This is a genomic window from Roseibium aggregatum IAM 12614 (assembly GCF_000168975.1).
Classification (GTDB): Bacteria; Pseudomonadota; Alphaproteobacteria; order Rhizobiales; family Stappiaceae; genus Roseibium; species Roseibium aggregatum.
The window spans coordinates 115001-137919 of the sequence record NZ_AAUW01000008.1 but is presented as its reverse complement, the minus strand read 5'-3'; the positions used below and the strand labels follow the sequence as shown (position 1 = coordinate 137919).

Sequence of the window (22919 nt, the reverse complement as noted above, 5' to 3'; positions counted from 1 at the left end):
GGGGTACAGATAACTTATTTTATCTTGATTTCAAGATACTTGATGTAAAGATTCTTGATGGCGGTTGACACTCCCACTCAAACCCGACACTATTTGGAACGAAAAAACAGTCGATATGTCAGTTATTTATGCTTCCTCACACAGTCTCACGAAGCAGCGTTTCGTCTGGCATAAAATCATCTGGAGTTTCCGGCAATGACCACCCGGTCGAGTCACCCTTTGAAGCCATCCGATCACCTGTTCGGCGATCCGGAAGACTTGCTCATTGACCGTGCGGAGCGGGCGCGCAGGCAATGGCAAAAGGAAATACCCGAGATTGCAGAACAGCTTTCGCCAATGGTTCTGCTTGGGCGATTGAACGAAGCCGCGCAGGTGCTGGCGCGCGACTATCTTGCACCTGCCTATGCGGAAATCGGACTGAAGACGGGTGAGTTCGACGTTCTGGCAACGCTCGTGCGGTCAGGCCCGCCCTACAAGCTCACGCCGACGGAATTGTACCGGACAACGATGATGAGTTCGGGTGGCATGACGGCGCGTGTGGACAAGCTGGAAAAGGCAGGCCTCGTGGAGCGCTGCCCGCACCCGGACGACAGACGGGCGCTGAGTGTGTGCCTGACTGAAAAAGGATTGAAACTTATCAAGGATCAGATGCCCGACTACATCGAGACGCAGCAGAGGGCCGTCAGCGGATTAACTGAGGAAGAACAGCGGCACTTGTCGGATCTTCTGGAAAAGCTCATTCGCTCCGTCAACGATCCCCTGGGAAAATCCTGACCCGGCGAAGCGCCTGAACCGGACTGGTTTCACGTCCGGCGGCCACCGGAACGCGGCAAGGCTTGTGACTTGGCGTCACTGTGAACACGATCCGGATTGTTTTTCTCCACCGGATGTCCAATTCTTCGACCGAACAACACACCGGGACGACACATCATGCTCAAATGGGTTACGCGCTTTCTCGCCGTCCTGCTCTTCATTCTGCCGGCACAGGCCCAAGAAGAGCTGCAGATCCGCGATATTGAAAAAGGGACTGGCGAAGAAGCGAATGTCGGCGAAACGGTGGTGGTGCATTACACCGGCTGGCTGATGGATGGAACGAAGTTCGATTCCAGTGTCGACCGCGGCACTCCGTTTTCGTTCACACTTGGGGAACGGCGCGTTATTCCCGGCTGGGAAAAAGGCGTGGAGGGAATGCAGGTCGGCGGCAAACGCGAGCTGATCATTCCACCGGACATGGCTTACGGATCACAAGGCGCAGGTGGGGTCATTCCACCCGATGCCACCTTGAAATTCGAAATCGAACTGCTTGAGGTCAAGGCGAAGAAATTCTCGGATATCGACAATGGCACTCTCAAGGCAAAGCTCGCCTCGGGTGTCACTGTCATCGATATCCGGCGCCCTGATGAATGGAAGCAAACCGGTGTCATTCCAGGCAGTCACCTGGTCACGTTCTTCAACGACAGCGGCCAGGTGAACCCTGCCTTCGGTAGCGAGTTGCAGAAACTGATTTCCGGCCCATCCGATGAAGTCGTGTTTCTCTGTCAGACCGGTCGGCGCAGCCAGGCCCTGTCGGAGTATCTGGCCGGTCAGGCAGGCTTTACCAACGTCGTCAATGTCGAAAAGGGAATTGCCCACTGGATCGAAGATGGCGGCGAAGTCACCCAGGCAAGCCTGCCGGAGAATTGCTGGCTCTGCTGAGCGCCGTTGGCCCTCGAATTCCAGCCCGTCCGCCAGGCAGCTTCAAGCCGGAAAGTCTCATGAGCTAGCCACGTGACGCAGCAAGCCGCTGGTTCAATGCTCCAGCGGCGGCATGCGGTTCCAGGCGTCGAGCGCGGCGATCTTGTAAGCTTCAGCCAGCGTCGGGTAATTGAAGGTATTTTCCACGAAATACTCCAGCGTGCCGCGCAGATTGAGAACCGCCTGTCCGATGTGCACAAGTTCCGTCGCCCCTTCCCCGACGATGTGGCATCCCAGAAGCCGGCGCGTCTTGAGGGAAAAGATCATCTTCAGCATGCCGGTATCGAGCCCCATGATGTGGCCGCGCGACGTTTCCCGGAAACGGGCGACGCCGCATTCGTATGGAATACCGCGGTTCTTGATCTCTTCCTCGGTCATGCCGACAGTCGAAATTTCAGGCACCGCATAGATGCCATAGGGAAAATACTCCGGCGGATCGTAGGCTTTCTCGCCTAACGCGTGGCAGGCTGCTATGCGCCCCTGCTCCATCGACGTCGAGGCAAGGCTTGGAAAGCCGATGACATCGCCAGCCGCGAAGATGTGCGGCACGTCGGTCTGGAACGTCATCGGATCGACCTTCAGACGGCCGCGGTGATCGACTTCCAGTCCGCAACTTTGCAGGTTCAGGTTCGGCGTCGCTCCCATGCGCCCTGCCGCGAACAGAATGACGTTCGACCGGATGCAACGGCCGCCCTCCAGCGTGATTTCACAATCCGCGGGCCCGTGTTTTTCGATCTTCTCGACCTTCGCTCCGAACCGCAGCGCAATCCCCCGGTCACGCAGTTGGTGCGTGAAGTCCGCAACGAGTTCCTTGTCCAGAAAGTCGAGCATGGTATCGCGCGGCTCGACCAGCGTGACATGCACATCAAGCGCGGAGAAGATGGAAGCGTATTCGACCCCGATGACACCTGCCCCTATGACGGCGATCGACCGGGGCAGCTCGGTCAGCTCCAGGATCTCGTCACTGTCGAGAACGAATTCTCCGTCGAAAGGCACATAGCCGGGACGGAAGGGTTTGGTGCCAACGGCAATGATGAACTTGTCCGAGGTAATGTGATGAAGGTCCCCGGCATCCCCCTCCACCTCGATCTTGTGCGGTTCGATGAATTTCGCCTCGCCCCGGATCGTATCGACCTTGTTGCGGGCAAACTGATGTTCAAGAACCTCGACTTCATGATTGAGGGTGATGTGCAGGCGCGCACGCAGGTCCGCTGCCGTAAGGTCTTCCTTCACCCGGTACGAGCGGCCGTAAAAGCCGCGCTCACGCCACCCTGTCAGGTTCAACACGGTTTCACGCAGCGTCTTGGAAGGAATGGTGCCGGTGTGGACGGATACGCCGCCAACCCGTCGTCCGCGCTCCACCACCAGAACGTTATAGCCGAACTTTGCCGCCTGAATTGCCGCCCTGCGTCCGGCCGGCCCGCTGCCGATCACAACCAGTTGGTAGTGTTCCATATGCCCCTCACTGCCAGTTTTCTGTCAGCCTTTTGGCCTCCGTCCGGCCGGAGGCACCTTACAAAATCGCTGCACTGCAAAAACAGCATCTTGGCGTGAGGGTCAAGGAGGCAAGCGGAAAATGCAGGCATACCGGAAGCTTTGGTGGATACGCGCTGGTGATTGCAACTTGTAACAATGGTGCAAGACAAACGCTGCAACTCGTCTGTATACTGATCGTCTATGAGATTCTCAGTCGTTGCACCTCCATGCATCGTCTTATGGCACGGTCTTTTACAAAGCCAATGTTTGAGATCGCTACGTTAAACTGAGACACCCGCCCGACAGCCAGGAGTGAACTGGTATCCAAACACAGAAAGGATCGGCCACCGAGATGGGTTCTTCGACTTCACGGACAGCTTGCCAGGCAAAGGCGTTGCTTGCGAGGCTTTCCTTGAGTTTGCCCGTTGCGCTTGTAACTTGCAGCTCGCCCCTGTTATTGGCGACCGGGGCCGCAAATGCAGACCAGTCCGCGAAATGCGCGTTGAGCGAAGACATCGTCATTGCGGTGGAAGATTCCTTTTTTCCTTACGCTGGCCTCTACCAGGAAGAGCTTCGCGGATTTGCCGTGGACCTGGTCAACGCGGCTTTCAGCGCAGAAGGTTGCTCCGTCACTCTCAATGTCATGCCCTATAACAGATGCGTTCGGGAAGTGACCCAGGGCCGGCAGCTCGGATGCTTCAACACCACCGGGTCGGATGAAAACCGGCGGAACTACATTTTCCATCAGACACCGCTTTTTTATGGAAAGGTTCTGATCTACAGCCACCCCGAAAACACGACGGAATTTCATCCCGACTTCTTCAAGAACAAGACCTTTTCTGTGGTCAGGGGGTACACCTATACCGACGCCTTCGACGCAGATGAGACGATTATGAAGGTGGAAGTGGATTCAGATCTGCAAACGCTCGCGCTGACGGCGAAGGGACGCACGGACTACGCCGTGGTTTACGAGAAGGTCGCCGCGTTTCACATCAGCAACAGCCAGAACTTCATCTCCCCGCCGCCGGTAGCCATTCATGAGCTCGCCAGGCTCGGTCTCTTCGTGTCTTTTTCAAAGAACACACCCGAGCGGTCGCAATCGGTGGCCGCGCTCCTCGACCGCGGGCTGAACGCCATACGCGAAGATGGAACCTATCACAGGATCGAAGCAACCTGGGACGAGTGGCTGCAGCACGGATTGAAAGACGGACAACCAGCCCCGCACTGGAAAAGCGGACAGAACGCACGGTAAGCTTTTTTCGTTGCCATACAGATCCGTATAATCTATCCCTCATGCCATGAACATGAACCTGAAAGCAGCTTGGTGGTGGCGCGGCGCGATATAGGCGGCCAGCGATCAGTCATGCTCTGAAGGGATCGAGTATCCAACCAAGGCCGCCGCGGGACACCGCTGGCGGCCTTGGTTCTTTATAAGGCCGTCGCAAAGGCAGCCACCAGAACGGGACCAGAAACATGCCGGTGCTGGCAGACCAGACCTATGAAACCGACTGCGGGATAACCATCCTGCGCACATCGCGCCCTTCCGACTACGAAACCGGAACGTCTGAGTGGATCGACCGGCTGGATGCCGAACTGGGTGCGGTGCTTTCCTCCTCCTATGAATATCCCGGCCGTTATACGCGCTGGGACATGGCGCTGGTAAACCCGCCTCTGGTGCTGGAAGCCAAAGACAGACATGTCGAAATCCGTGCGTTGAACGATCGTGGCGGTTTGTTGCTGCCGGCGATTGCAGACGTGTTGAAAAAATGCGCCGATGTGGAAACCTTCGAAGCCGACGCCGCCAGGATCGACCTGACGGTCAAGCGGCCCGAGCGGTTGTTCAACGAGGAAGAACGCTCACGCCAGCCGTCGACCTTCTCGATTATTCGCGCCCTGAAGGACATGTTTGCCTGCGGCGATGACCAGCTCGGCCTCTATGGTGCTTTCGGCTATGATGTTGCCTTTCAGTTCGAACCTATCGAGCAGAAGCTCGACCGGCCGAACGACCAGCGCGACGTCGTGCTGTTTCTGCCTGACGAAATTCTGATCGTCGATCACCACGGCAAGCGCGCTTACGTTCTGGAATATGATTTTGTTGTTGGCGGCCGGACCACGAAAGGCATGGAGCGGACAGGGTCCAGTCAACAGTATACCCCGGCGAACCGGGATCCGGGCCGCGGCGATCATGAGCCCGGCGAATATGCAAAGCTTGTCGAGAAGGCCAAGGACTATTTCCGCCGGGGCGACCTGTTCGAGACCGTGCCGGGCCAGACCTTCTACGAGCCATGCGCCAATCCTCCGTCAGCCGTTTCGCGGCGCCTCGCCCAGATCAACCCTTCCCCCTATTCTTTCTTCTTCAATCTCGGCAATCAGGAATATCTCGTCGGCGCTTCGCCGGAAATGTATGTGCGGGTAACCGGTGGTCGCCGGGTGGAAACCTGCCCGATTTCCGGCACGATCCGGCGTGGCAAGAACGCGATTGAAGACGAAGCGCAGATCCGCAAGCTTTTGAATTCGGCCAAGGACGAAGCGGAACTGACCATGTGTTCGGATGTCGACCGGAACGACAAGAGCCGCGTCTGTGTGCCCGGTTCGGTCCGCGTTATCGGGCGCCGGCAGATCGAGATGTATTCCCGGTTGATCCATACGGTGGACCACATCGAGGGCATCCTGCGTGAGGACATGGACGCACTGGACGCATTCCTGTCGCACACATGGGCGGTCACCGTGACCGGCGCGCCCAAACGCTGGGCGATGCAGTTCATCGAGGACCATGAAAAATCTCCCCGTGCCTGGTATGGCGGCGCCATTGGAGCAGTGCTCTTCAATGGCGACATGAACACCGGTCTGACATTGCGCACCGTCCGCATCAAGGACGGCATGGCCCAGATCCGTGCTGGCGCAACCCTGCTCTACGACAGTGTTCCGGAAGACGAAGAAGCCGAAACCGAACTGAAGGCGGAAGCCATGCGGGCTGCCGTTCGCGAGGCTGGTCTTGCGGTAAAAGCACAGGAAAAACGCGAGGACCACAAACCTGGCCGAGGCCTCAAGATCCTGCTGGTCGACCACGAAGACAGTTTCGTGCATACGCTCGCCAACTACTTCCGCCAGACCGGCGCCGAGGTTGTCACCTATCGGACACCCGTGGCGGACCATGTGTTCCACGACGTCAATCCGGATCTGGTGGTGCTGTCACCGGGCCCGGGCAACCCCAAGGACTTCGACTGCGCTGCCACCATCGGACGGGCGCGGGCGCGGGCCCTGCCTATCTTCGGTGTCTGCCTCGGGCTGCAGGCGCTTTCCGAATACTTCGGTGCGGAGCTTGGCCAGCTCGACATACCGATGCATGGCAAACCCTCGCCAATTTCCGTTTCAGGAAATTCCATCCTGTTTGAAGGCCTCAACGCGCCCGTGATCGTCGGCCGTTACCATTCGCTTCATGCGAAGCGGGACACCGTACCGGTGGACATTCGCATTACGGCGGAAACCGAGGACGGTATCGTGATGGCGATCGAACACAAAAAGGAAGCAATTGCCGCGGTGCAATTCCACCCGGAATCGATCATGTCGCTGGATCAGGACGCGGGCCACAAGATTATCGAAAACGTGGTCAGCCGTCTTGTCTCGGCAAAAATCCAGCAGGCCACAGCAGCCTCCTGAGCGGTGAACGGCGGGCAAACTCCGCCATTCCTGGACGTTGAATTTCCGGACGGCGCCACTGATGGCGCCGTTTCATTTTTCCCAATCAATGTCTTGTTTTTCAACAGGATTTCCCCACGCGTGCGCGATGGTAAACTCCCTGTTTTGTTCCTGATTTTTTGCGAGTTCGCGCTGAAAATTTCGTGACCAAAAAATCCGGAACCAATCCGAACGTCCTCGCATTTTCTCCCCGAATGCCACGACGGCACAGACCGAACTTCAGGGTCTCGCCGGTGTCATTGTCAGATAACGCAAAGGAGAAAACCAATGCTTACCCTTAAGAAGACGATTGTTCCCCTCATGAGTGCATTCATCGCCTCCACGGCAATGGTTGGCTTCGCCCAGGCGGACGATCCGTGCGGTAGCGACGGCAGCGGTGACAAGCCGATTACTGAATGTCCCGGTGCAAATGTCGAAGCTGCAGTAGAAGCTCCGGTTGATGGCACCAAGGACATGGTTGGCGACCTTGACGGCGACAAGCCGCTGACGGCTGAACAACAGGTCACGGGCGATGCTGAAAACCATGCCTCGACCAAGATGGACCTTGACGGCAACCAGGCAACCAACCAGCCGCTTATGGACACCACCGACGGTAACGACTCCTAAGCGAGCGGTGAAAAACAGTCGCGCCTTTCAGGCGCGGCTTTTTTTGCCTTAGTGACGCTCCAGCCGCTCGCACTCCTCCCCAATTTTCTAACGAACTCTCCCGCACTCTAAGGCGAAGCTGACTCTGATATATCTTGGATATTTCTTTTGCATATTCTGTTTTCAAGTCTGGGCATATCAGCCGATGATGCCTTTTGGATTTATCGAATTATCAAGGCTGCCGACAACACACGGATGATGCGAGACGCCGCCAGGGACATAAAATCGGCCGCAGCGCGCCTCGCAGTCGTTGCCGAAGCGGGCGGTAAGTCTGCGATATTCTTCCCGACATGATCCGAATGGTGAGCGCCATCGGCAAGGCCGACACCACCCCAGCGCCAGTCGACACCCATCAAGTGGTCGAGCGCCTTAAACAACTCAGCAACTGAAAATAAATATTACGCAACGTCAATTCTCACCGGAAATTGATTGTCAGCACCTTTCGTTCGTAAGCTTTGGCGTGTGTTGAAGACTGCGTGACCAGAAGAAAGTTGATTAACGGATTACAACAGAGTTCTATGGATATACGCAGGCAAATTTATTCGCCCTTCATTGTTGGAAAGTAAAACGCTATTCCTGTCAATACAGGTTTTAGGGAGACATAATGGCCGGAAGTGCACCAGAGGCCAGGACACGAAGCCCCTCGTTGCGGGGTATCGCACGGCGCTTCATGATGGTGGCCGGGTTTCTGATGGTGCCGTTATGCGGGCCTTTGGCCGCTGACGAAGGCGTATCGCTGAAAAACCATATTCTCGGTCTTGGAACCTGCCCGCCCTGGAACCCCCAATCGGTCGAGATCTGCCGTTACAGTGTCGACAAGGTCATGACGACGCTGGCCCCAAGACTGGACGTGGGACCGGAGCGGCAACACATGCTTGTCAACGAGGGCGCGAGCGCGGCTGCGCTCAAACTCAAGGCAACAGAACTGGCCAACAAGCTCGGCAGTAAAGACCGGCTGATCATCTATGCCAATTTGCCGTTGGGGGTAGTTGACCCGACCGACAGCGATGGTGCGACCACCTACGCCCTGGAACTTTGGGCAAATGCCAAACCCGAAACGACGCTCCAGGCAATCGGAGACGGCACCTGGATGTCCGCCTCTGCTTTTGCGGCCCTTATCCATGCCATCCCTGCCGGCGAGGTCATTGTCATTCTGGATACCAACAACCCTCAGGCACTCGACCTTGGCCTTCTGGAACATCATTCGGTCGACGACAAGAACAGACCGGAAGCCCTGGTGGTTTCTTCCGGCCCGGGTCAGGCGGCCAATTATTCCGCAGACCGCACGATCTCGCTGTTCGCAAAGCATCTCGCAGCGGCGCTGCACTCCGATGAAGGAACGTTGCAGGACGTCATGAGCACGGCCGTAAACGGAACGCGGCAAGCGGCTATCCCCATCTGTGCGGAATTGAACGAAAAGCGCGGCGAGACAACCGATCCGCACCCCGATTGTACGCAGGTGCCGGAAATCCATGATCCTGCTGCGTTGCTGAGCCAGACCTTGCTGCTTCCACTGACCGAATCCGGTGTGAACTGAATTCTCCGGTCAACTCGCCAAAGTCGTCTGATGGGCAGCATCGAAGGTCTGCTGCCCACCGAAATTCAATCGGTCCAGCGCCTCGCTCACGTCCTTTGAAATCATTTGCACACGTTTGGCTGCCGGTGCAGGCATGCCGATCAGATAGCCCTGGGCCTCGTGACATCCGCGCTGTGCCACCAGGCAGAGCTTCTCGGTGTCCTCCACCCCTTCCGCAACGACGCGCATCTTGAGGGCCTTGCCGAGCCTGACCACCGTTTCGATGATTGCGAGCGAGCCGTAATTGTGCTGCGCCTCTGAAACGAAGGACCGGTCGATCTTGATGCAATCGAAAGGAAAGCGGCTCAGATAGCTCAGCGACGAATAGCCAACACCGAAGTCGTCCAGGGCAATCTTTACCCCGATTTCCTTAAGACGTTTCAGCACGGCCAATGCCCGGGCATCATCCTCGATGAGCGTGTTTTCCGTGATTTCCAATTCAATCCGCTCTGCCGGAACGCCGGACGTCTCGATCGCTCTGCGCACATCATCGACGAAATCCCGATCCCGGAACTGGACGGGGCTGACATTGATGCTGATGCTGGCGCTGGTGATCGTCTTCGCGGCTATCCGCAAAGCTTCGGCCAGGACATACTTCCCGATCGGTACGATCTGACCGGAGGTTTCCGCGACCGAAATAAACTCGCCCGGACTGACAAGGCCACGGTCCGGATGGTTCCAGCGGATCAGCGCCTCGTAGCTGACGATCCGCGCGGTGGCCAGACACATGCGCGGCTGGAAAAACAGTTCGAATTCGCCTTCGGAAAGCGCCGTATTCATATCCTTTTCCAACGCCCTGCGTTGGCGGACTTCATCGCCCATACCGGGTAGGAAGACACAATAGGTGTGCCGTCCACCATTCTTGGCGTTGTAGAGCGCGATATCAGCGTTGGAAATGACCTGGTCCTCGGCGTCATAACCGGTCATCAGCGCAACGCCGATACTGGCACCCGGCTTGAGAATGAGCCCGTGACCGCAATCTATCGGTTCAGACAGAGACTTGACCAGACGCATGGCCATATCCTCAGCCTGATTGGCGAACTGAACGCCGTTCTGGATGATCGCGAATTCGTCGCCGCCAAGGCGTGACACGGTATCGCCATGCCGGCACGCCTGGCGCAAGCGATCGGCCGTGACCCTGATGACGACATCGCCAACCGGATGGCCGTGAAGATCGTTGATATCCTTGAAGCGGTCCAGATCAATGATCAGCAGGGCGGCGGAGAGCCCGTGCTGTTTGCATTTGCCTATGGCTTTTTTCAGCTCCGCGTTGAAGACGGCGCGATTGGGAAGATCCGTCAGAGGGTCGTGTTGCGCCAGATGCAGGATCTGGGCTTCGGCTTTTTTCCGCTCCCGCAGATCGACCAGGGCAGACACGCGGGTCGGAACGCCGCGATAGGAAATCACCCGGGTGCGGATTTCGACCGGTACCCGCTCGCCGGAACGGTTGATCAGAGTGACCTCACGCGGCTCCTTCTCGGCCTTGACCAGATGGTCTTCAAGCGTGCCTGCCAGTTCGTTGTCGACAAACTCGTAAAGGCCGCGCATCTCCAGCTCATCGATCTGATAGCCGATAAGATCCTCGAAGGTCTTGTTGCCATCCAGAATGCGGCCGTCGACCGAGATAACGATGGCATCGAAGGTTGCATTGGCCAGGGCTGAAAGACGTTCGGCCTCTTCGCGCGTGCGTTTGGCGTCGGCTGCGCGGTTGTGAGCCTGCTCCTCGTTCTGAACAGTGTCCATGAGCGCGTTGAAGAGACGGGTCAAACGTTCTGAATCATCACCCTTGGCAACTTCCAGTCTCATGGAAAGGTCGGCCTTGCCGGCAATCAAGCGGTCGAGAGCGTCTTCCACATGGCCGATACCGAGCCTGGTGCCATGTTCGGCTTCGTTAAGACCCAGATCTTCACTGGCGGCATCAAGCCGGATCGGCTGCAGCCTGTTCAGCACGGACAGCACGACCCAACCGGCCCCGAAACTCCAGACAAAGCAAGCGAGCGCACCGGTGAGCTGGACCAGGAATTGCGGCAGATGAGCCCCAAGAGGCAACTCTTCCGCCGGAGCGAGCAACGCAAGCCCCAGCGTGCCGGCAACACCTGCAAATCCATGAACGCTTATCGCGCCGACAGGATCGTCTATCTTCAGAGTGCGTTCCAGAAAGACCGCTCCGAAGATGGCAATGGCACCGCCGGCAGCGCCAATAAAAAGCGCGCCAACAGGGGTCAGCACATGGCAGCCTGCAGTCACCGCGACAAGGCCTCCCAACAGGCCCGAAATCGAGTTTTCCGGCAGAATGACCTTGTCCCTCTGGCGCCCCAGAAAATACCCGGCTCCCGTGCCCGCGGCGGCGGCAATCACGGTGTTGGCCAGTATCATCGGCACATGCCAGGACGCTGCCAGCGTGGACCCGCCGTTGAAGCCCAGCCAGCCGACAAACAGGATCAACGCCCCGGAAGTTGCCAGAACCGAGCTGTGGCCCTGGATACGATAGGCGCGTCCGTCCGCCCCGAACCGGCCGGATCTCGGCCCCAGGATCACGCAGGCGGCAAGAGCGATCCATGCGCCGGTGCCATGCACCACCGTCGACCCTGCAAAGTCGACAAACCCGATATTGGCAAGCATAGCCTTTGCATCGGAAAACAGGGCTCCGCCCCAGGCCCAGTGGGCAAAGATCGGGTAAATGAGACCAGCGGTCAGCACTGAACACCAGATGTAGGCCGACAGACGCATGCGTTCGGCCACCGCCCCGGAAATGATTGTTGCCGCTGTCCCGCAGAACATGACCTGGAATGCAAAGATGGTCAGGCCCCATGGATCAAGGTCCGAGAGACCGAACAGCCGAGGATCGAACCCAGCAAACCAGCTTCCGCCGGCACCGAAGGCGAGCGAAAAACCGAACACGGCAAAAATCAGAACGGAAACAGCGAGGTCGAGGAGGTTTTTCTGGGCAACGTTGATGGAGTTCTTGGACCGGACCAGGCCTGCCTCAAGCAACATGAACCCAACCTGCATCAGCAGCACCAGTCCGGCTGCGAACAGCACCCAGACCATATCGAGGCTCTTCTGAAACGAAGCCAGGTCGATTGCCTGCGCCGCCATTGCCGGCCCAGTCATCAGAATACCGGCACCGCAAAAAACGGATCTTATGTATGCCGCCCGGCTCATGATGTATTTGCCCCGCTTTTCGAAAACAAAGGCATGATTTCGCCGAGAGGTTAATTCTGTATTGCTAATTTTGTCATGTAATTTTACGAAAAAAGGATGCTCATTTCTTCAGCAACCGATGGCAATCAACCCACAATTCAATTCTGAACTCAAACAATTGTAATCATTTAATAAATCGAGCCCATCCGGCTGAAACACACCCAGACAGCAACCTTCTTCCCTAAGGGAACAATGCTCAAAATTGAAGCAACTAACAATCTGTAAAATCAGCGAAAATTCGGCCAAACCCGGCAGTTATCCGGCCATCGTGCCGTCGAGCAACGGCATGATGGGTAAAACCGATTTTCCTGTGCTAGCCGGAAGATGCGTCCGTCAGCGCGCAGGACTGTCCGCGAATTGGCTCACCGACACCTGCAATTGCAGCTTCCGCTCGCCGGATCGCCAGTTCCCCCATCACCCGGGACGTCAGCCAGGCCCAGTCTTCCGGATTTACTCTCTGCTCACTTGTCACTCTGACCGGAGACATCGCCCGGATGCCTTGATCCTGAACATCGGCAATCGCGAAGCGGAAAGCATAATTCGGGGTCATGCCCATGCGCAGGTCAGAGATGACGATCTTGTCGTTCTCCTGTTCAGCCCGGTAATAGCCGCGACTGAACCACTGCAATTTCCGGAAGGCCTCCGTCTCTTCAACACAGGCAACGAGTTCCGGGTGCCTCGGATGGGGGTAGATTTCGGGAGCCTTTACGCCGTCCAGAAGAGAGATGTAGAGATTGTCGTATCGACCTTCCTGAAGACCGATGACCTTCCAGAGAAGAATGTTGAACGGTGCGGCAATCGCAAAGACCTCGTCCGGAACAATGCCTTCCTGCCTGAAAATTTCACGCGCCTGCTGCTCGACATGACGCTGAAGAACGACACTCAGGCCCAGATAACCTGTCGAAACGGCGAGTACCGCCACAGTGAAGGTCTGAAGACGCCGCGTCCATGTTCCCTTAAACAGGGCCCATATCACGACGGCCAGAAGAGGCAAGGTGTAGAGCGGATCAATGATGAAAACCGATCCGACGCCCACTGGGTCTGGATAAAAGGGCCAGAACAGACGTGTGCCGTAGACAGTCATCGCATCGATGCCGGCATGGGTCGCGAGACACAAAAAGACAGTCAGCCAGGTCAGCCAGCGACAATCCCTCAAGCCTTTGAACAGCCTTACCAGCCCCTCGCCCAGCAGCGGCGCTGCAAATGCATGCACGAAGACCGAATGCGTCCAGCCGCGATGGAAGACGAAGCTGTCGACCGGGTCGTCATAGGGGATCAGGACATCAAGATCCGGCAAAGTTCCGAGCACTCCGCCGACAAGGGCTGCCTTTCTGGGGCCAAGCTTTTTGCCGAGGAGCGCCGTAGAGACGGCGGCGCCGAGAACGAACTGGGTAAGAGAATCCATATAATGCCTTGGTCCTGAACCGGAAGGTAAGCGGGTTATGTGCGGCGGAGGTCACCGGTTGGCAAGGGTTCGGACCGAATTGATTGCCTGAATGCCCATCAGCCTTCACCGGACGCTGGCAATCTTCCCCTCCCGCCATCGCGATAAAAAGAACGCCCCGCGTCCTTTCGGGCGCGGGGCGTTGCAGTGTCTCTTATCGAAGCGTCAGACTGCCTGGCGGTCAGTCGACCACCCGGAAGGCCCCTTTGGAGGCACTGGTGGTCAGCTTCGCATAGGCGCGCAGGGCCGTTGAAACCTTGCGCTTGCGGACTTCGACCGGTTTCCAGGCCTGATCGCCCTTTGCTTCCATTGCGGCGCGGCGCTCGGCAAAGACTGAATCCGGCAGGTCCACTTTCAGAACGCGGTTTGGAATATCGATCACGATAGGATCGCCTTCCTCAACCAGCCCGATAGCGCCGCCTTCGGCAGCTTCCGGCGAAATGTGGCCAATGGAGAGGCCCGACGAACCACCCGAGAAACGGCCATCGGTGATCAGCGCACAGGCTTTGCCGAGGCCCTTGGATTTCAGGTAGCTGGTGGGATAGAGCATTTCCTGCATGCCCGGACCGCCACGCGGACCTTCGTACCGGATCAGCACCACATCGCCTTCCTTGACCTTGTTGGTCAGGATCGCCGAGACGGCACTGTCCTGGCTTTCGAAGATACGCGCCGGGCCGGAGAATTTCAGAATGCTCTCGTCGACGCCGGCGGTTTTCACCACGCAGCCATCTTCGGCGATATTGCCGTACAGCACGGCGAGACCGCCGTCCTTGCTGTAGGCATGTTCCGCCTCTCGGATGACACCGGTCTTGCGGTCAAGGTCCAGATCGTCCCAGCGGCGCTCCTGGCTGAAGGCAACCTGTGTCGGCACACCGCCCGGAGCCGCACTGAAGAACTTGTGCACGCTCTCCGAGTTCGTCTGGCGGATATCCCAACGCGAGAGTGCTTCCTTCATCGTGGCCGAATGAACTGTCGGAAGATCGGTATGGAGCAGCCCTGCCCGGTCAAGTTCGCCGAGGATGCCCATAATGCCGCCTGCCCGGTGAACATCTTCCATGTGGATGTTCTCGACCGCAGGAGCGACCTTGCAGAGCACCGGCACCTTCTTCGACAGGCGGTCGATGTCATCGATGGTGAAGCCGATTTCGCCTTCGTGAGATGCGGCCAGAAGGTGCAGGATGGTATTGGTGGATCCACCCATGGAGATGTCGAGGCTCATGGCGTTCTCGAACGCCTTGAAGTTTGCGATGTTGCGCGGCAGAACGCTTTCGTCGTCCTGTTCATAGTAGCGTTTCGCAAGGTCAACGATCAGGTGGCCGGCTTCAACGAACAGCCGTTCCCGATCCGCATGGGTTGCCAGGGTCGAGCCGTTGCCCGGCAAGGCAAGGCCAAGGGCTTCCGTCAGGCAGTTCATGGAGTTGGCCGTGAACATGCCCGAGCAGGACCCGCAAGTCGGACAGGCGTTCTGCTCCATCGTCAGAACGTCGGCGTCGGACATCCGGTCGTCGGCAGCGGCGATCATCGCGTCAATCAGATCGACCGATTTGGCAACGCCGTTTTCCAGTACCACCTTGCCCGCTTCCATCGGACCGCCGGACACGAACACCACCGGAATATTGAGCCGCATGGCGGCATTCAGCATGCCTGGTGTGATCTTGTCGCAGTTGGAAATGCAGACGAGCGCATCCGCGCAATGGCCATTGACCATATATTCGACGGCATCGGAAATCACTTCGCGCGACGGCAGAGAATACAGCATGCCGTCGTGGCCCATGGCGATACCGTCATCCACCGCGATGGTGTTGAATTCCTTCGCGACGCCGCCAGCCTTTTCCACTTCGCGGGCAACCAGTTGGCCGAGATCCTTCAGATGGACGTGCCCAGGCACAAACTGCGTGAAGGAGTTGGCAATCGCGATGATCGGCTTGCCGAAATCATCGTCCTTCATGCCGGTCGCGCGCCAAAGGCCGCGTGCACCGGCCATGTTGCGGCCGTGGGTGGATGTTCTGGAACGATACGGGGGCAATGTCGTTTCTCCCTACATGTGCAGGCCTTTGTCCCTCCGGCACGATGTGCTGCCGCAGTGGATCAGGTTTCCGCGCCCGATTTAGCTCTGATATGGGTTTGACAGGTTTTTTTGCCAAACGAAAGGCCGGATTGGGAAAAAAGAGTACGCTCCGGTACGGTTGATACTCGCCTTCCTCGCCGGCTCAGAAATCACACCGCATCATTGCCTGCGAGTTGCCCCTTGGGGACCATCCGCCCCCGATCGAATGCCCTAGCAAATGTTGCCGCAGCAATCTGATTTCTGGCAAGCCCCTGTTCGAATACGCGCCAAACAGAGCCCTGCAACGCGTAGAGGACATGAAAAAAAGAAAGCCGGTGCAGACCCAAGGCCTGCACCGGCTATCCTTCAGACCGCCCCGGATTGGGGGGATGTCGGACGGCCTGAAATCCGCAGGATTACTCCGCTGCGACCGAAGTTTCGGCCAGCGCCGGATAATCCGTGTAGCCTTTTTCAGCGCCGCCATAGAGCGTATCGGCGTCGAGCTTGTTCAGCGGGGCGTCTTTCTCCAACCGGTCAACAAGATCCGGATTGGCAATGAAGGGGCGCCCGAATGCGACAAGATCGACTTTGCCCGTTTCCACCGCCTCGATTGCCATGGAACGGTCGTAGCCATTGTTGCCCATGTGTGCGCCGTCGAAGAGTGCATAGAGTGCGGACAAGTCACCGCCTTCCGGAATGTCGCGCGGACCACCGGTCTGGCCTTCGACCAGATGCAGATAGGCAAGGCCGTAGCCGTTGAGCAGTTTGATCGCGTGCGAGAAAGTCGCCTGCGGATTGCTGTCGGAAGCGTCGTTGGCGTGGGAGAACGGGCTCAGCCGGACACCGACGCGGTCACCGCCCCAGACATCAACAACCGCATCCATGACTTCCTTGAGGAAACGGGACCGGTTTTCGATGGATCCGCCGTAGGCATCGTCACGCTTGTTGGAGCCATCACGCAGGAATTGGTCGATCAGATAGCCATTGGCGGCATGAACCTCGACACCGTCGAAGCCCGCTTTCTTCGCGTTTTCGGCAGCCTTGCGGTAATCCTCGACAATGCCCGGAATTTCGCTGGCATCCAGCGCACGCGGTGTCGGTGTGTCGACAAACTGCTCGCCATCGAAGGTCTTCGACTTTGCGGCAATGGCTGACGGTGCCACGGGATCAGCGCCACCCGGCTGAAGAACCGGATGCGAGATCCGGCCGACGTGCCAGAGCTGAATGACAATCTTGCCACCCTTGGCATGAACGGCATCGGTGACTTTCTTCCAGCCTTCGATCTGCGCATCCGAATAAATGCCCGGCGTCCAGGCGTACCCTTTGCCCTGCGGCGAAATCTGCGAGGCTTCCGTGATGATCAGCCCTGCCCCTGCCCGCTGATCATAGTATTTCACCGTCAGGTCATGCGGCGCATCGTCTTCGTGGCGCGCCCGGTTACGGGTCAGCGGAGCCATCACGACGCGGTTCTTCAATTCGATTGCCCCGGCCTTGGCGGGTGAAAACAGTTTGGCTTGCGACATATTCAACTTTCCTTCTGACGTTTGTCTGCTTCACTATTTCTGGACCGTTCAGTCCAATATTGAGCGCAATTGTTGTGGATCTTCATTGCCGGGACGGCCCTTCCGCCGTTTATGGCATCAGGACTGTCCGTGCCTGTTTCAGGGTTCTTGCAATGCGGTCTGCAGGAAGACCTGCCTTGCGCAGTGCCAAGGTACCGATGGCAAGCGATGAATAGGCGCTCGCCCTGTCCCGGACAGAATCCGGATTGGCAGGGTCGATCGCCGCGGCGAAAAGATCTTCGATGTTTTCCAGGTGACGACGTCCGATTTCCGCGACCTTGTCGTCGTGCGGTGCAAGTTCGGTGATGCAGTTGACCAGAAGACAGCCTCTCGGCCCGCCTTTCGGGTCGGACAATGCCTGCATCATGGCGTCCACCGGATCGTCTGTAGCGGTTTCGGAAACTTCCTTCAGCCCGCGAATTCCGTTTTCGGAATAATGCTCGAGTGCCCGAAGAAACAGCGTCTGCTTGCAGCCGAACGTTGCGTAAAAGCTGGAGCGACTGAGCCCCATTGCCTTGGTGAGATCGTCAAGAGAGGTCGCTTCGAAGCCCTTCTGCCAGAACACATTCATGGCAGACTCAAGCGCCGCGGCTTCGTCGAAGCTGCGTGGGCGCCCAGGGCCTGCCGTGCGTTTTTCCGGACTGGAGATATGGGCTGCGTCGTCTCTCATGCCTCTGATATGGACTACGCAGTCCAGAATGCAAGAGGAGCACGATTTATTTCTGGACTGATCGTTTCAAATCATCCAGACAGGCGCGCCGCACGGGCTCGAGCTACATTCGGCACGAGCCGGCATAGGCGTCGCCGACATCGTCGAACACCCGGGCAACAGCTTCCATTTCATAAAGCTTGCTGGTGCGCCGGACACCTTCCACAAGGTAAAAGTCCTGAATGGGAAATTGGTTCGAATTAAAACGAAAATCTCCCCGAACGCTTTCAAACGGCGCGGCGCTGATGGCCGAGATCATTGCTTCCTGATCCTTGATGCCGCCAGTCAGCTCCAGAGCGAAATGGATGAGTTTGGCGGCGTCATACCCCTGGGCGGCATAAACGGACGGCTCGTGATTGTACGCCCGGCTGAATTCCCGCACGAACCTCTTGTTGGAGGGATTGTCGAGGTTGGGCGCCCAGTGAGAGGCGCTGTTAAGCCCTTCCGCCATCTCCGCCGTATAGGGAAGCGTGATGGCATTCACCGTCTCGGAAGACAGGAAGGGAACGATCCCCTTCAGTCCGGAGGTGTGAAACTGCTTCACCAGTTCCACCCCCATTCCACCCGGCATGAAAGCATAAATTGCGTCCGGCTCGATCTCTTCTATCTGCTTGAACTCGTCCGAGAAATCGGTCTGCCCGAGTTTGGGAAACAGTTCCCGGGCGATCTGCCCCTTGAAATGGCGGCGGAAAGCGGCCACCGCATCGCGGGCGGCTTCATAGTCGGGAGCGATGGTGACGACGTCCTGATACCCTTTAAGGCTTGCATACCGTCCCATCGTCTCGTGGACCTGGTCGTCCTGCGAAGCGGTGGAAAAAAAGTAGCGGCTGCAACTGCGCCCAGCGATCGGCGCGGGCCCCGAATGAGTGCCGATGAACAGGGTCTTCGAGCGCACGATAGGATCGTGCACGGCCAGCATCACTTTGGAAAAATTCACACCAACGATGAGATCGACGCCGTTTTCCTCGATCAGTTTTGTCGCCTGCTCGACAGCGTACTCCGGGTCCAGCTTGTCATCGACGACAATCACATTCGTCGGCAGACCACCCAGGGCACCGTTTGATTGTTCGACGGCCAGCATGAAACCGTCGCGCATCTGTTCGCCGTAGATCGCCGCCGGGCCGGACAGGGTCGCCAACAAGCCGATCTTCAGTTCTTCAACGTCCTGCGCCGCGACCACCTGGCAGGTTAATGCCAATCCCGTTGCCATGCCTGCCGCGACCGTGGCCGTGCGGGAGATGAGATGAGAGATCCAGCGCGTCATGTTGATTGCCCGTTGTTTCTGGCTTTGCCATCGTCCTGACCGGGTGACCGGTCTTCGGCCCGTGCCCTTTGGCAGCCTGTTTGCGCCAAGTCTGACAGAGACAGGTTAGGCTTTTGCAAACAGCGCGGACAAACACCAGCGCAAGACCACAGCCCCGTCACATTTCACGCAAATTTCCCCAGTACCGCCGCAATCCGGCCCGCGTGACGACGCAATGCCGAAGATTAATGTTTGCGTACCTAACTATGGCAACCGCTCCGAGCGTGCCCGAACCGCAAAACCAGGAGGGCCACATGTATTCCGTAACCGCGCCTGCCACCGCTTGCGACTTCCCAGAAGGCCACGATCCGGACAATGCATCTCAGAAGAACGAGTTGAAGCTCGTCGTCCCGACTGCCCCGCTCACAGGTGATGACACTGCCAACACCGTGCCCGAAAGTCACGCAACGGCGGAAGACGCCGATCCTGACGGAACAACTCTTGCCGCCAAGATCCTGCAGATGCACGCAACGTCCGCTGACCTGAAGCCGACGGCATCCCGCCGCCCCACCCTTTCGGGCGCGCAAGAGGAAGCCGGCTTCGACATGCCCGGCGTATTGCGCAGCCCGCTGCGGGGAACACGGACAGCCGGCCTTCAGCCGGAACAGGTTCCCGCTCCCGCCAAGATGGCGAAGGCAGCAGACAGCTTCCGGCAGGGGCCGAGTTTCGGAACGCTTCTGCTCAGCACCTTGCTGATAGTCGGCATCGGCTCTGGCGCGGTGTTCTTCAGCCTCAGCGGTCTTCTGGCCGGAAAAACGTCAGACAGCCGCACGGTTCAAACCCAGCAGATCAACGCCGCCCCCACGATCGAGAGCCTCATCGCCGGTGCAGAGACTGAATTTGAAGGTCGGACCGACCTGACCGCCGCACCGACGGCAAGTGCAGAGCAGGTCAAACTGGCCAAGGACCGTATCCGCCAGGTGTTTGCATCGAGAACGACAGCGTCACCGGCACCGGAAGATCACTCCAACCCGTTGGGGCATGACACGAACAACGCCGCCGACAACAAGATCCAGGCAAGGCTTGTTCCGCCTCAACCCGTGCCCGTCAAAATCGCCCCCCAGGTGACGCCAACCAGCAGCGCTCTTGTTACCAGTGCGGTTGCAGCACCTACGGAAGCTGGCTCAGATCAGGTTTCGGACACGCAGCCGGAAGCCGATGCGAGCGTCGCTACGGCAGCCACCCCCGCCCCTGCGGCCGCGGATGCCAATACGTCCGATGAGACCTTTCCGCTCGCCGGCAAGATAAGGTCCTCCGTCAATCTGCGGGAAGCGCAGAACAAGGACGCAGCGGTTCTGGCCGTCATCCCGGCGGGCACCGAAGTCCGTTACAGTGCGTGCGGCAACTGGTGGTGCGGGGTCCAATACGACGGCAAGACCGGCTATGTGGGCGAAAGCTTCCTGGAAGCCTTGTCGAAGCCGTAACTAAAACCTGCACTTGCAAGGTAGAGGCTTGTTAAGCGTCGAAGTGTAATATCCCGTCGATCTGAAAATCGGACCTGCCGCGGGCAGGTGCGGCGGCATCGACGGGGCACCTGGCAGCGCCCGTGTCGATCGCTCTTTAAAGGTAGGAGCATTCTGACGCCTGAAACCGGCTTACGGAATGCTCCGGTTTCGTGGTGCCTGTGAGGCACTGCAGACAGGAGACGGACCATGGCCAACCATGCAGCCCTGAGCCTCAGCACTTCCCTTCTCATTTTCGTTGGGGCAGCGATACCGCCAGCTCAGGCGGATGGAACCGATTGCACGATCTATGCGACCGACTACGCCAACGCTCACATGGGCAGCGGCGACGTCGTCGGCGATGCGGTTTCCGGCGGCATGGCCGGAGCGGTTGCTGGTGGCGAATGGCGCGGGCCATCAGGCGCCTATCGCGGCGCGCGCGCCGGCGCCGCACTTGGCGTCCTGGACAATATGGGTTCGATGCCGGGTGGCTGGCAGGCGCTTTACGACATGGCCTATCAGATGTGCCAGCAGCAGACCTCGGGCGTGAATGCCCCCTATTATCAATCGCCGTCCGTTGGAACCTCCTCATCCGACTGCCGCTCGTCGGCCAGTGTCAACGCGCCTCTGAAACGAAACCCGAATGGCGGCATCATGGTCGGCTCGGATTTCGGCAACTGCCGCTAAGCCAAAAGTTTTCCAGCAAAGACCTCGTGGAAGAGCCTTCCCCGCACCGTGACAACGGGTTGACCTTACGGGCGAAGCACAGTCAACTATGGCCGATTTTTCAGGCTTCGGCCTGCTTTTGCGCCTAACAACAGGATTTTTCATGACAAGCCGCCTTCGCTTCACACCGAAACTCGCAGCGACCGCCCTCGCCGGTTTCTGGCTCGCCACCGCGCCCGCTCAGGCGCAGCAGTGCGGCGGCGACTTCCGGCAGTTTCTGGCCGGCGTAAAGCAGGAAGCACTTGCCAAGGGTCTTTCGGCAAATGCGGCGGATCAGACCCTGGCCGGCGCACAGGTTGACCGCAAGGTGCTCTCAAGGGACCGCGCGCAAGGCGTTTTCAAGATGACCTTCCTGGATTTTTCCCAGCGGGTGATTTCCGGCTACCGGATGAAGAACGGTGCTGCGAACATGAAAAAATACGCCAACGTGTTCCAGCACACGGAATCCGAATATGGCGTTCCGGCGCCGGTCATTACCGCCTTTTGGGCGCTGGAAACGGATTTCGGCGCGGTGCAGGGAGATTTCAACACCGTCAACGCGCTGGCGACCCTTGCCCACGACTGCCGCCGTCCGGAGCTGTTCCGTCCGCAACTGATTGCAGCCATAGAGATGGTTCAGCATGGCGACCTTGACCCGAGAACCACCACCGGTGCCTGGGCGGGCGAGATCGGTATGGTGCAGATGCTGCCGGAAGACATCATCAAGTTCGGCCGCGATGGCGATGGCGACGGGCATGTGAAGCTGAAAGAAAGTGCCGCTGACGCAATCCTGACGGCGGGTGCCTTCATTCAGCATCTGGGATGGCGCCGCGGCGAGCCGTGGCTGCAGGAAGTCAAGGTTACACAAAACCTCAACTGGGCCGAAAGCGGCCTCGACAAGACCAAGACCGGTGCCCAGTGGGCAGCCCTGGGCGTACAGCCGCGCTGGGGCCAGATTGCCGGCAACCTGCCAGCGTCCTTGCTGCTGCCTCAGGGCCGCAAGGGACCGGCCTTCCTGGCCTATCCGAATTACAACATCTATCTGGAATGGAACCAGTCGTTCGTCTACACGACCACCGCCGCCTATTTCGCGACCAGACTGGCCGGCGCGCCCGTCTATACCCAGGGCAACCCGGATCCCGGCCTGGACGATGCCCAGATGAGACAGCTCCAGTCCAAGCTGTCGAGCATGGGATATGACGTCGGCAAGATCGACGGCATTCTCGGCTCAGGGACCCGCAACGCCGTGCAGCAGGTGCAGCAGAAACTTGGCATGCCGGCCGATGCCTGGCCGACGCCTGAGCTGCTGAACCGTCTTTAAGGTCTTAAGTCTGGAGATCGCGAACGCAGAGGTTTCCAGACGCCCGTTCGGC

Annotated in this window: 16 protein-coding genes; 9 read left to right on the top strand and 7 right to left on the bottom strand. The window is 58.3% G+C overall.

The annotated features are described in order from the left end of the window. Positions 1–195: 195 nt before the first annotated feature. Complete coding sequence (locus tag SIAM614_RS12610) at positions 196–774, top strand: MarR family winged helix-turn-helix transcriptional regulator (RefSeq protein ID WP_081455242.1); 579 nt, start codon at positions 196–198, stop codon at positions 772–774. A 156-nt stretch (positions 775–930) separates the two neighbouring features. Beyond that, entirely contained in the window at positions 931–1695 is a 765-nt protein-coding gene (locus tag SIAM614_RS12605) for an FKBP-type peptidyl-prolyl cis-trans isomerase (RefSeq protein WP_006934968.1), read from the top strand. A gap of 93 nt (positions 1696–1788) precedes the next feature. Here the strand turns inward: SIAM614_RS12605 and sthA are convergent, their stop codons facing one another. Further along, on the bottom strand, positions 1789–3189 hold the full coding sequence (sthA, locus tag SIAM614_RS12600; protein ID WP_006934966.1) for a Si-specific NAD(P)(+) transhydrogenase: 1401 nt from the start codon (positions 3187–3189) through the stop codon (positions 1789–1791). Between the two features lie 523 nt (positions 3190–3712). Between sthA and SIAM614_RS12595 the strand changes: the two genes are divergently transcribed. The 4 genes from SIAM614_RS12595 to SIAM614_RS12570 all read left to right on the top strand — a co-directional run bounded on the left by SIAM614_RS12595 (position 3713) and on the right by SIAM614_RS12570 (position 9091). Further along, positions 3713–4462 carry a substrate-binding periplasmic protein gene (locus tag SIAM614_RS12595; RefSeq protein ID WP_040440057.1) on the top strand — a complete coding sequence of 250 codons (750 nt, stop codon included), beginning with the start codon at positions 3713–3715 and terminating at the stop codon, positions 4460–4462. 221 nt (positions 4463–4683) lie between these two features. Continuing rightward, positions 4684–6870, top strand: a complete 2187-nt coding sequence (locus SIAM614_RS12590) for an anthranilate synthase component I (RefSeq protein ID WP_006934961.1) — start codon at positions 4684–4686, stop codon at positions 6868–6870. Positions 6871–7176: 306 nt separating this feature from the next. Then, on the top strand, positions 7177–7515 hold the full coding sequence (locus SIAM614_RS12580; RefSeq protein WP_006934960.1) for a hypothetical protein: 339 nt from the start codon (positions 7177–7179) through the stop codon (positions 7513–7515). Positions 7516–8158: 643 nt separating this feature from the next. Continuing rightward, positions 8159–9091, top strand: a complete 933-nt coding sequence (locus tag SIAM614_RS12570) for a hypothetical protein (RefSeq protein ID WP_208983973.1) — start codon at positions 8159–8161, stop codon at positions 9089–9091. A 9-nt stretch (positions 9092–9100) separates the two neighbouring features. Here the strand turns inward: SIAM614_RS12570 and amt are convergent, their stop codons facing one another. The 6 genes from amt to SIAM614_RS12535 form a co-directional block, all read right to left on the bottom strand. Then, positions 9101–12244: an ammonium transporter gene (gene amt / locus SIAM614_RS12565; RefSeq protein WP_040440122.1), complete on the bottom strand. Its 3144-nt coding sequence runs from the start codon at positions 12242–12244 to the stop codon at positions 9101–9103. A 403-nt stretch (positions 12245–12647) separates the two neighbouring features. Continuing rightward, on the bottom strand, positions 12648–13739 hold the full coding sequence (locus SIAM614_RS12560; protein WP_006934951.1) for a metal-dependent hydrolase: 1092 nt from the start codon (positions 13737–13739) through the stop codon (positions 12648–12650). A 220-nt stretch (positions 13740–13959) separates the two neighbouring features. After that, the gene (gene ilvD / locus SIAM614_RS12555) at positions 13960–15804 is read right to left on the bottom strand and encodes a dihydroxy-acid dehydratase (RefSeq protein WP_040440054.1); all 1845 of its coding nucleotides are present in this window, start codon (positions 15802–15804) and stop codon (positions 13960–13962) included. A gap of 437 nt (positions 15805–16241) precedes the next feature. Beyond that, entirely contained in the window at positions 16242–17348 is a 1107-nt protein-coding gene (locus tag SIAM614_RS12545) for an alkene reductase (protein ID WP_006934948.1), read from the bottom strand. Between the two features lie 109 nt (positions 17349–17457). Continuing rightward, a complete protein-coding gene (locus tag SIAM614_RS12540; RefSeq protein ID WP_006934947.1) occupies positions 17458–18057 on the bottom strand; it encodes a TetR/AcrR family transcriptional regulator in 600 nt (199 codons plus the stop codon). A 103-nt stretch (positions 18058–18160) separates the two neighbouring features. Further along, entirely contained in the window at positions 18161–19360 is a 1200-nt protein-coding gene (locus tag SIAM614_RS12535) for an ABC transporter substrate-binding protein (RefSeq protein ID WP_006934946.1), read from the bottom strand. A 293-nt stretch (positions 19361–19653) separates the two neighbouring features. Between SIAM614_RS12535 and SIAM614_RS12530 the strand changes: the two genes are divergently transcribed. From SIAM614_RS12530 to SIAM614_RS12520, 3 genes are all read left to right on the top strand, one after another. Beyond that, entirely contained in the window at positions 19654–20823 is a 1170-nt protein-coding gene (locus tag SIAM614_RS12530; protein WP_040440052.1) for an SH3 domain-containing protein, read from the top strand. Positions 20824–21051: 228 nt separating this feature from the next. Continuing rightward, positions 21052–21528: a hypothetical protein gene (locus tag SIAM614_RS12525; RefSeq protein WP_006934944.1), complete on the top strand. Its 477-nt coding sequence runs from the start codon at positions 21052–21054 to the stop codon at positions 21526–21528. A 142-nt stretch (positions 21529–21670) separates the two neighbouring features. After that, a complete protein-coding gene (locus SIAM614_RS12520) occupies positions 21671–22867 on the top strand; it encodes a lytic murein transglycosylase (protein ID WP_040440118.1) in 1197 nt (398 codons plus the stop codon). The last annotated feature ends 52 nt before the right edge of the window (positions 22868–22919 follow it).

Excerpts from the sequence above, each read along its gene's own strand:
- sthA (WP_006934966.1), bottom strand. The coding sequence starts at position 3,189 with ATGGAACACTACCAACTGGTTGTGATCGGCAGCGGGCCGGCCGGACGC.
- SIAM614_RS12520 (WP_040440118.1), top strand. The coding sequence starts at position 21,671 with ATGACAAGCCGCCTTCGCTTCACACCGAAACTCGCAGCGACCGCCCTC.
- SIAM614_RS12610 (WP_081455242.1), top strand. The coding sequence starts at position 196 with ATGACCACCCGGTCGAGTCACCCTTTGAAGCCATCCGATCACCTGTTC.
- SIAM614_RS12525 (WP_006934944.1), top strand. The coding sequence starts at position 21,052 with ATGGCCAACCATGCAGCCCTGAGCCTCAGCACTTCCCTTCTCATTTTC.
- SIAM614_RS12605 (WP_006934968.1), top strand. The coding sequence starts at position 931 with ATGCTCAAATGGGTTACGCGCTTTCTCGCCGTCCTGCTCTTCATTCTG.
- SIAM614_RS12535 (WP_006934946.1), bottom strand. The coding sequence starts at position 19,360 with ATGACGCGCTGGATCTCTCATCTCATCTCCCGCACGGCCACGGTCGCG.
- amt (WP_040440122.1), bottom strand. The coding sequence starts at position 12,244 with ATGACTGGGCCGGCAATGGCGGCGCAGGCAATCGACCTGGCTTCGTTT.
- SIAM614_RS12570 (WP_208983973.1), top strand. The coding sequence starts at position 8,159 with ATGGCCGGAAGTGCACCAGAGGCCAGGACACGAAGCCCCTCGTTGCGG.
- SIAM614_RS12530 (WP_040440052.1), top strand. The coding sequence starts at position 19,654 with ATGTATTCCGTAACCGCGCCTGCCACCGCTTGCGACTTCCCAGAAGGC.
- SIAM614_RS12580 (WP_006934960.1), top strand. The coding sequence starts at position 7,177 with ATGCTTACCCTTAAGAAGACGATTGTTCCCCTCATGAGTGCATTCATC.
- SIAM614_RS12590 (WP_006934961.1), top strand. The coding sequence starts at position 4,684 with ATGCCGGTGCTGGCAGACCAGACCTATGAAACCGACTGCGGGATAACC.
- SIAM614_RS12545 (WP_006934948.1), bottom strand. The coding sequence starts at position 17,348 with ATGTCGCAAGCCAAACTGTTTTCACCCGCCAAGGCCGGGGCAATCGAA.
- SIAM614_RS12540 (WP_006934947.1), bottom strand. The coding sequence starts at position 18,057 with ATGAGAGACGACGCAGCCCATATCTCCAGTCCGGAAAAACGCACGGCA.
- SIAM614_RS12560 (WP_006934951.1), bottom strand. The coding sequence starts at position 13,739 with ATGGATTCTCTTACCCAGTTCGTTCTCGGCGCCGCCGTCTCTACGGCG.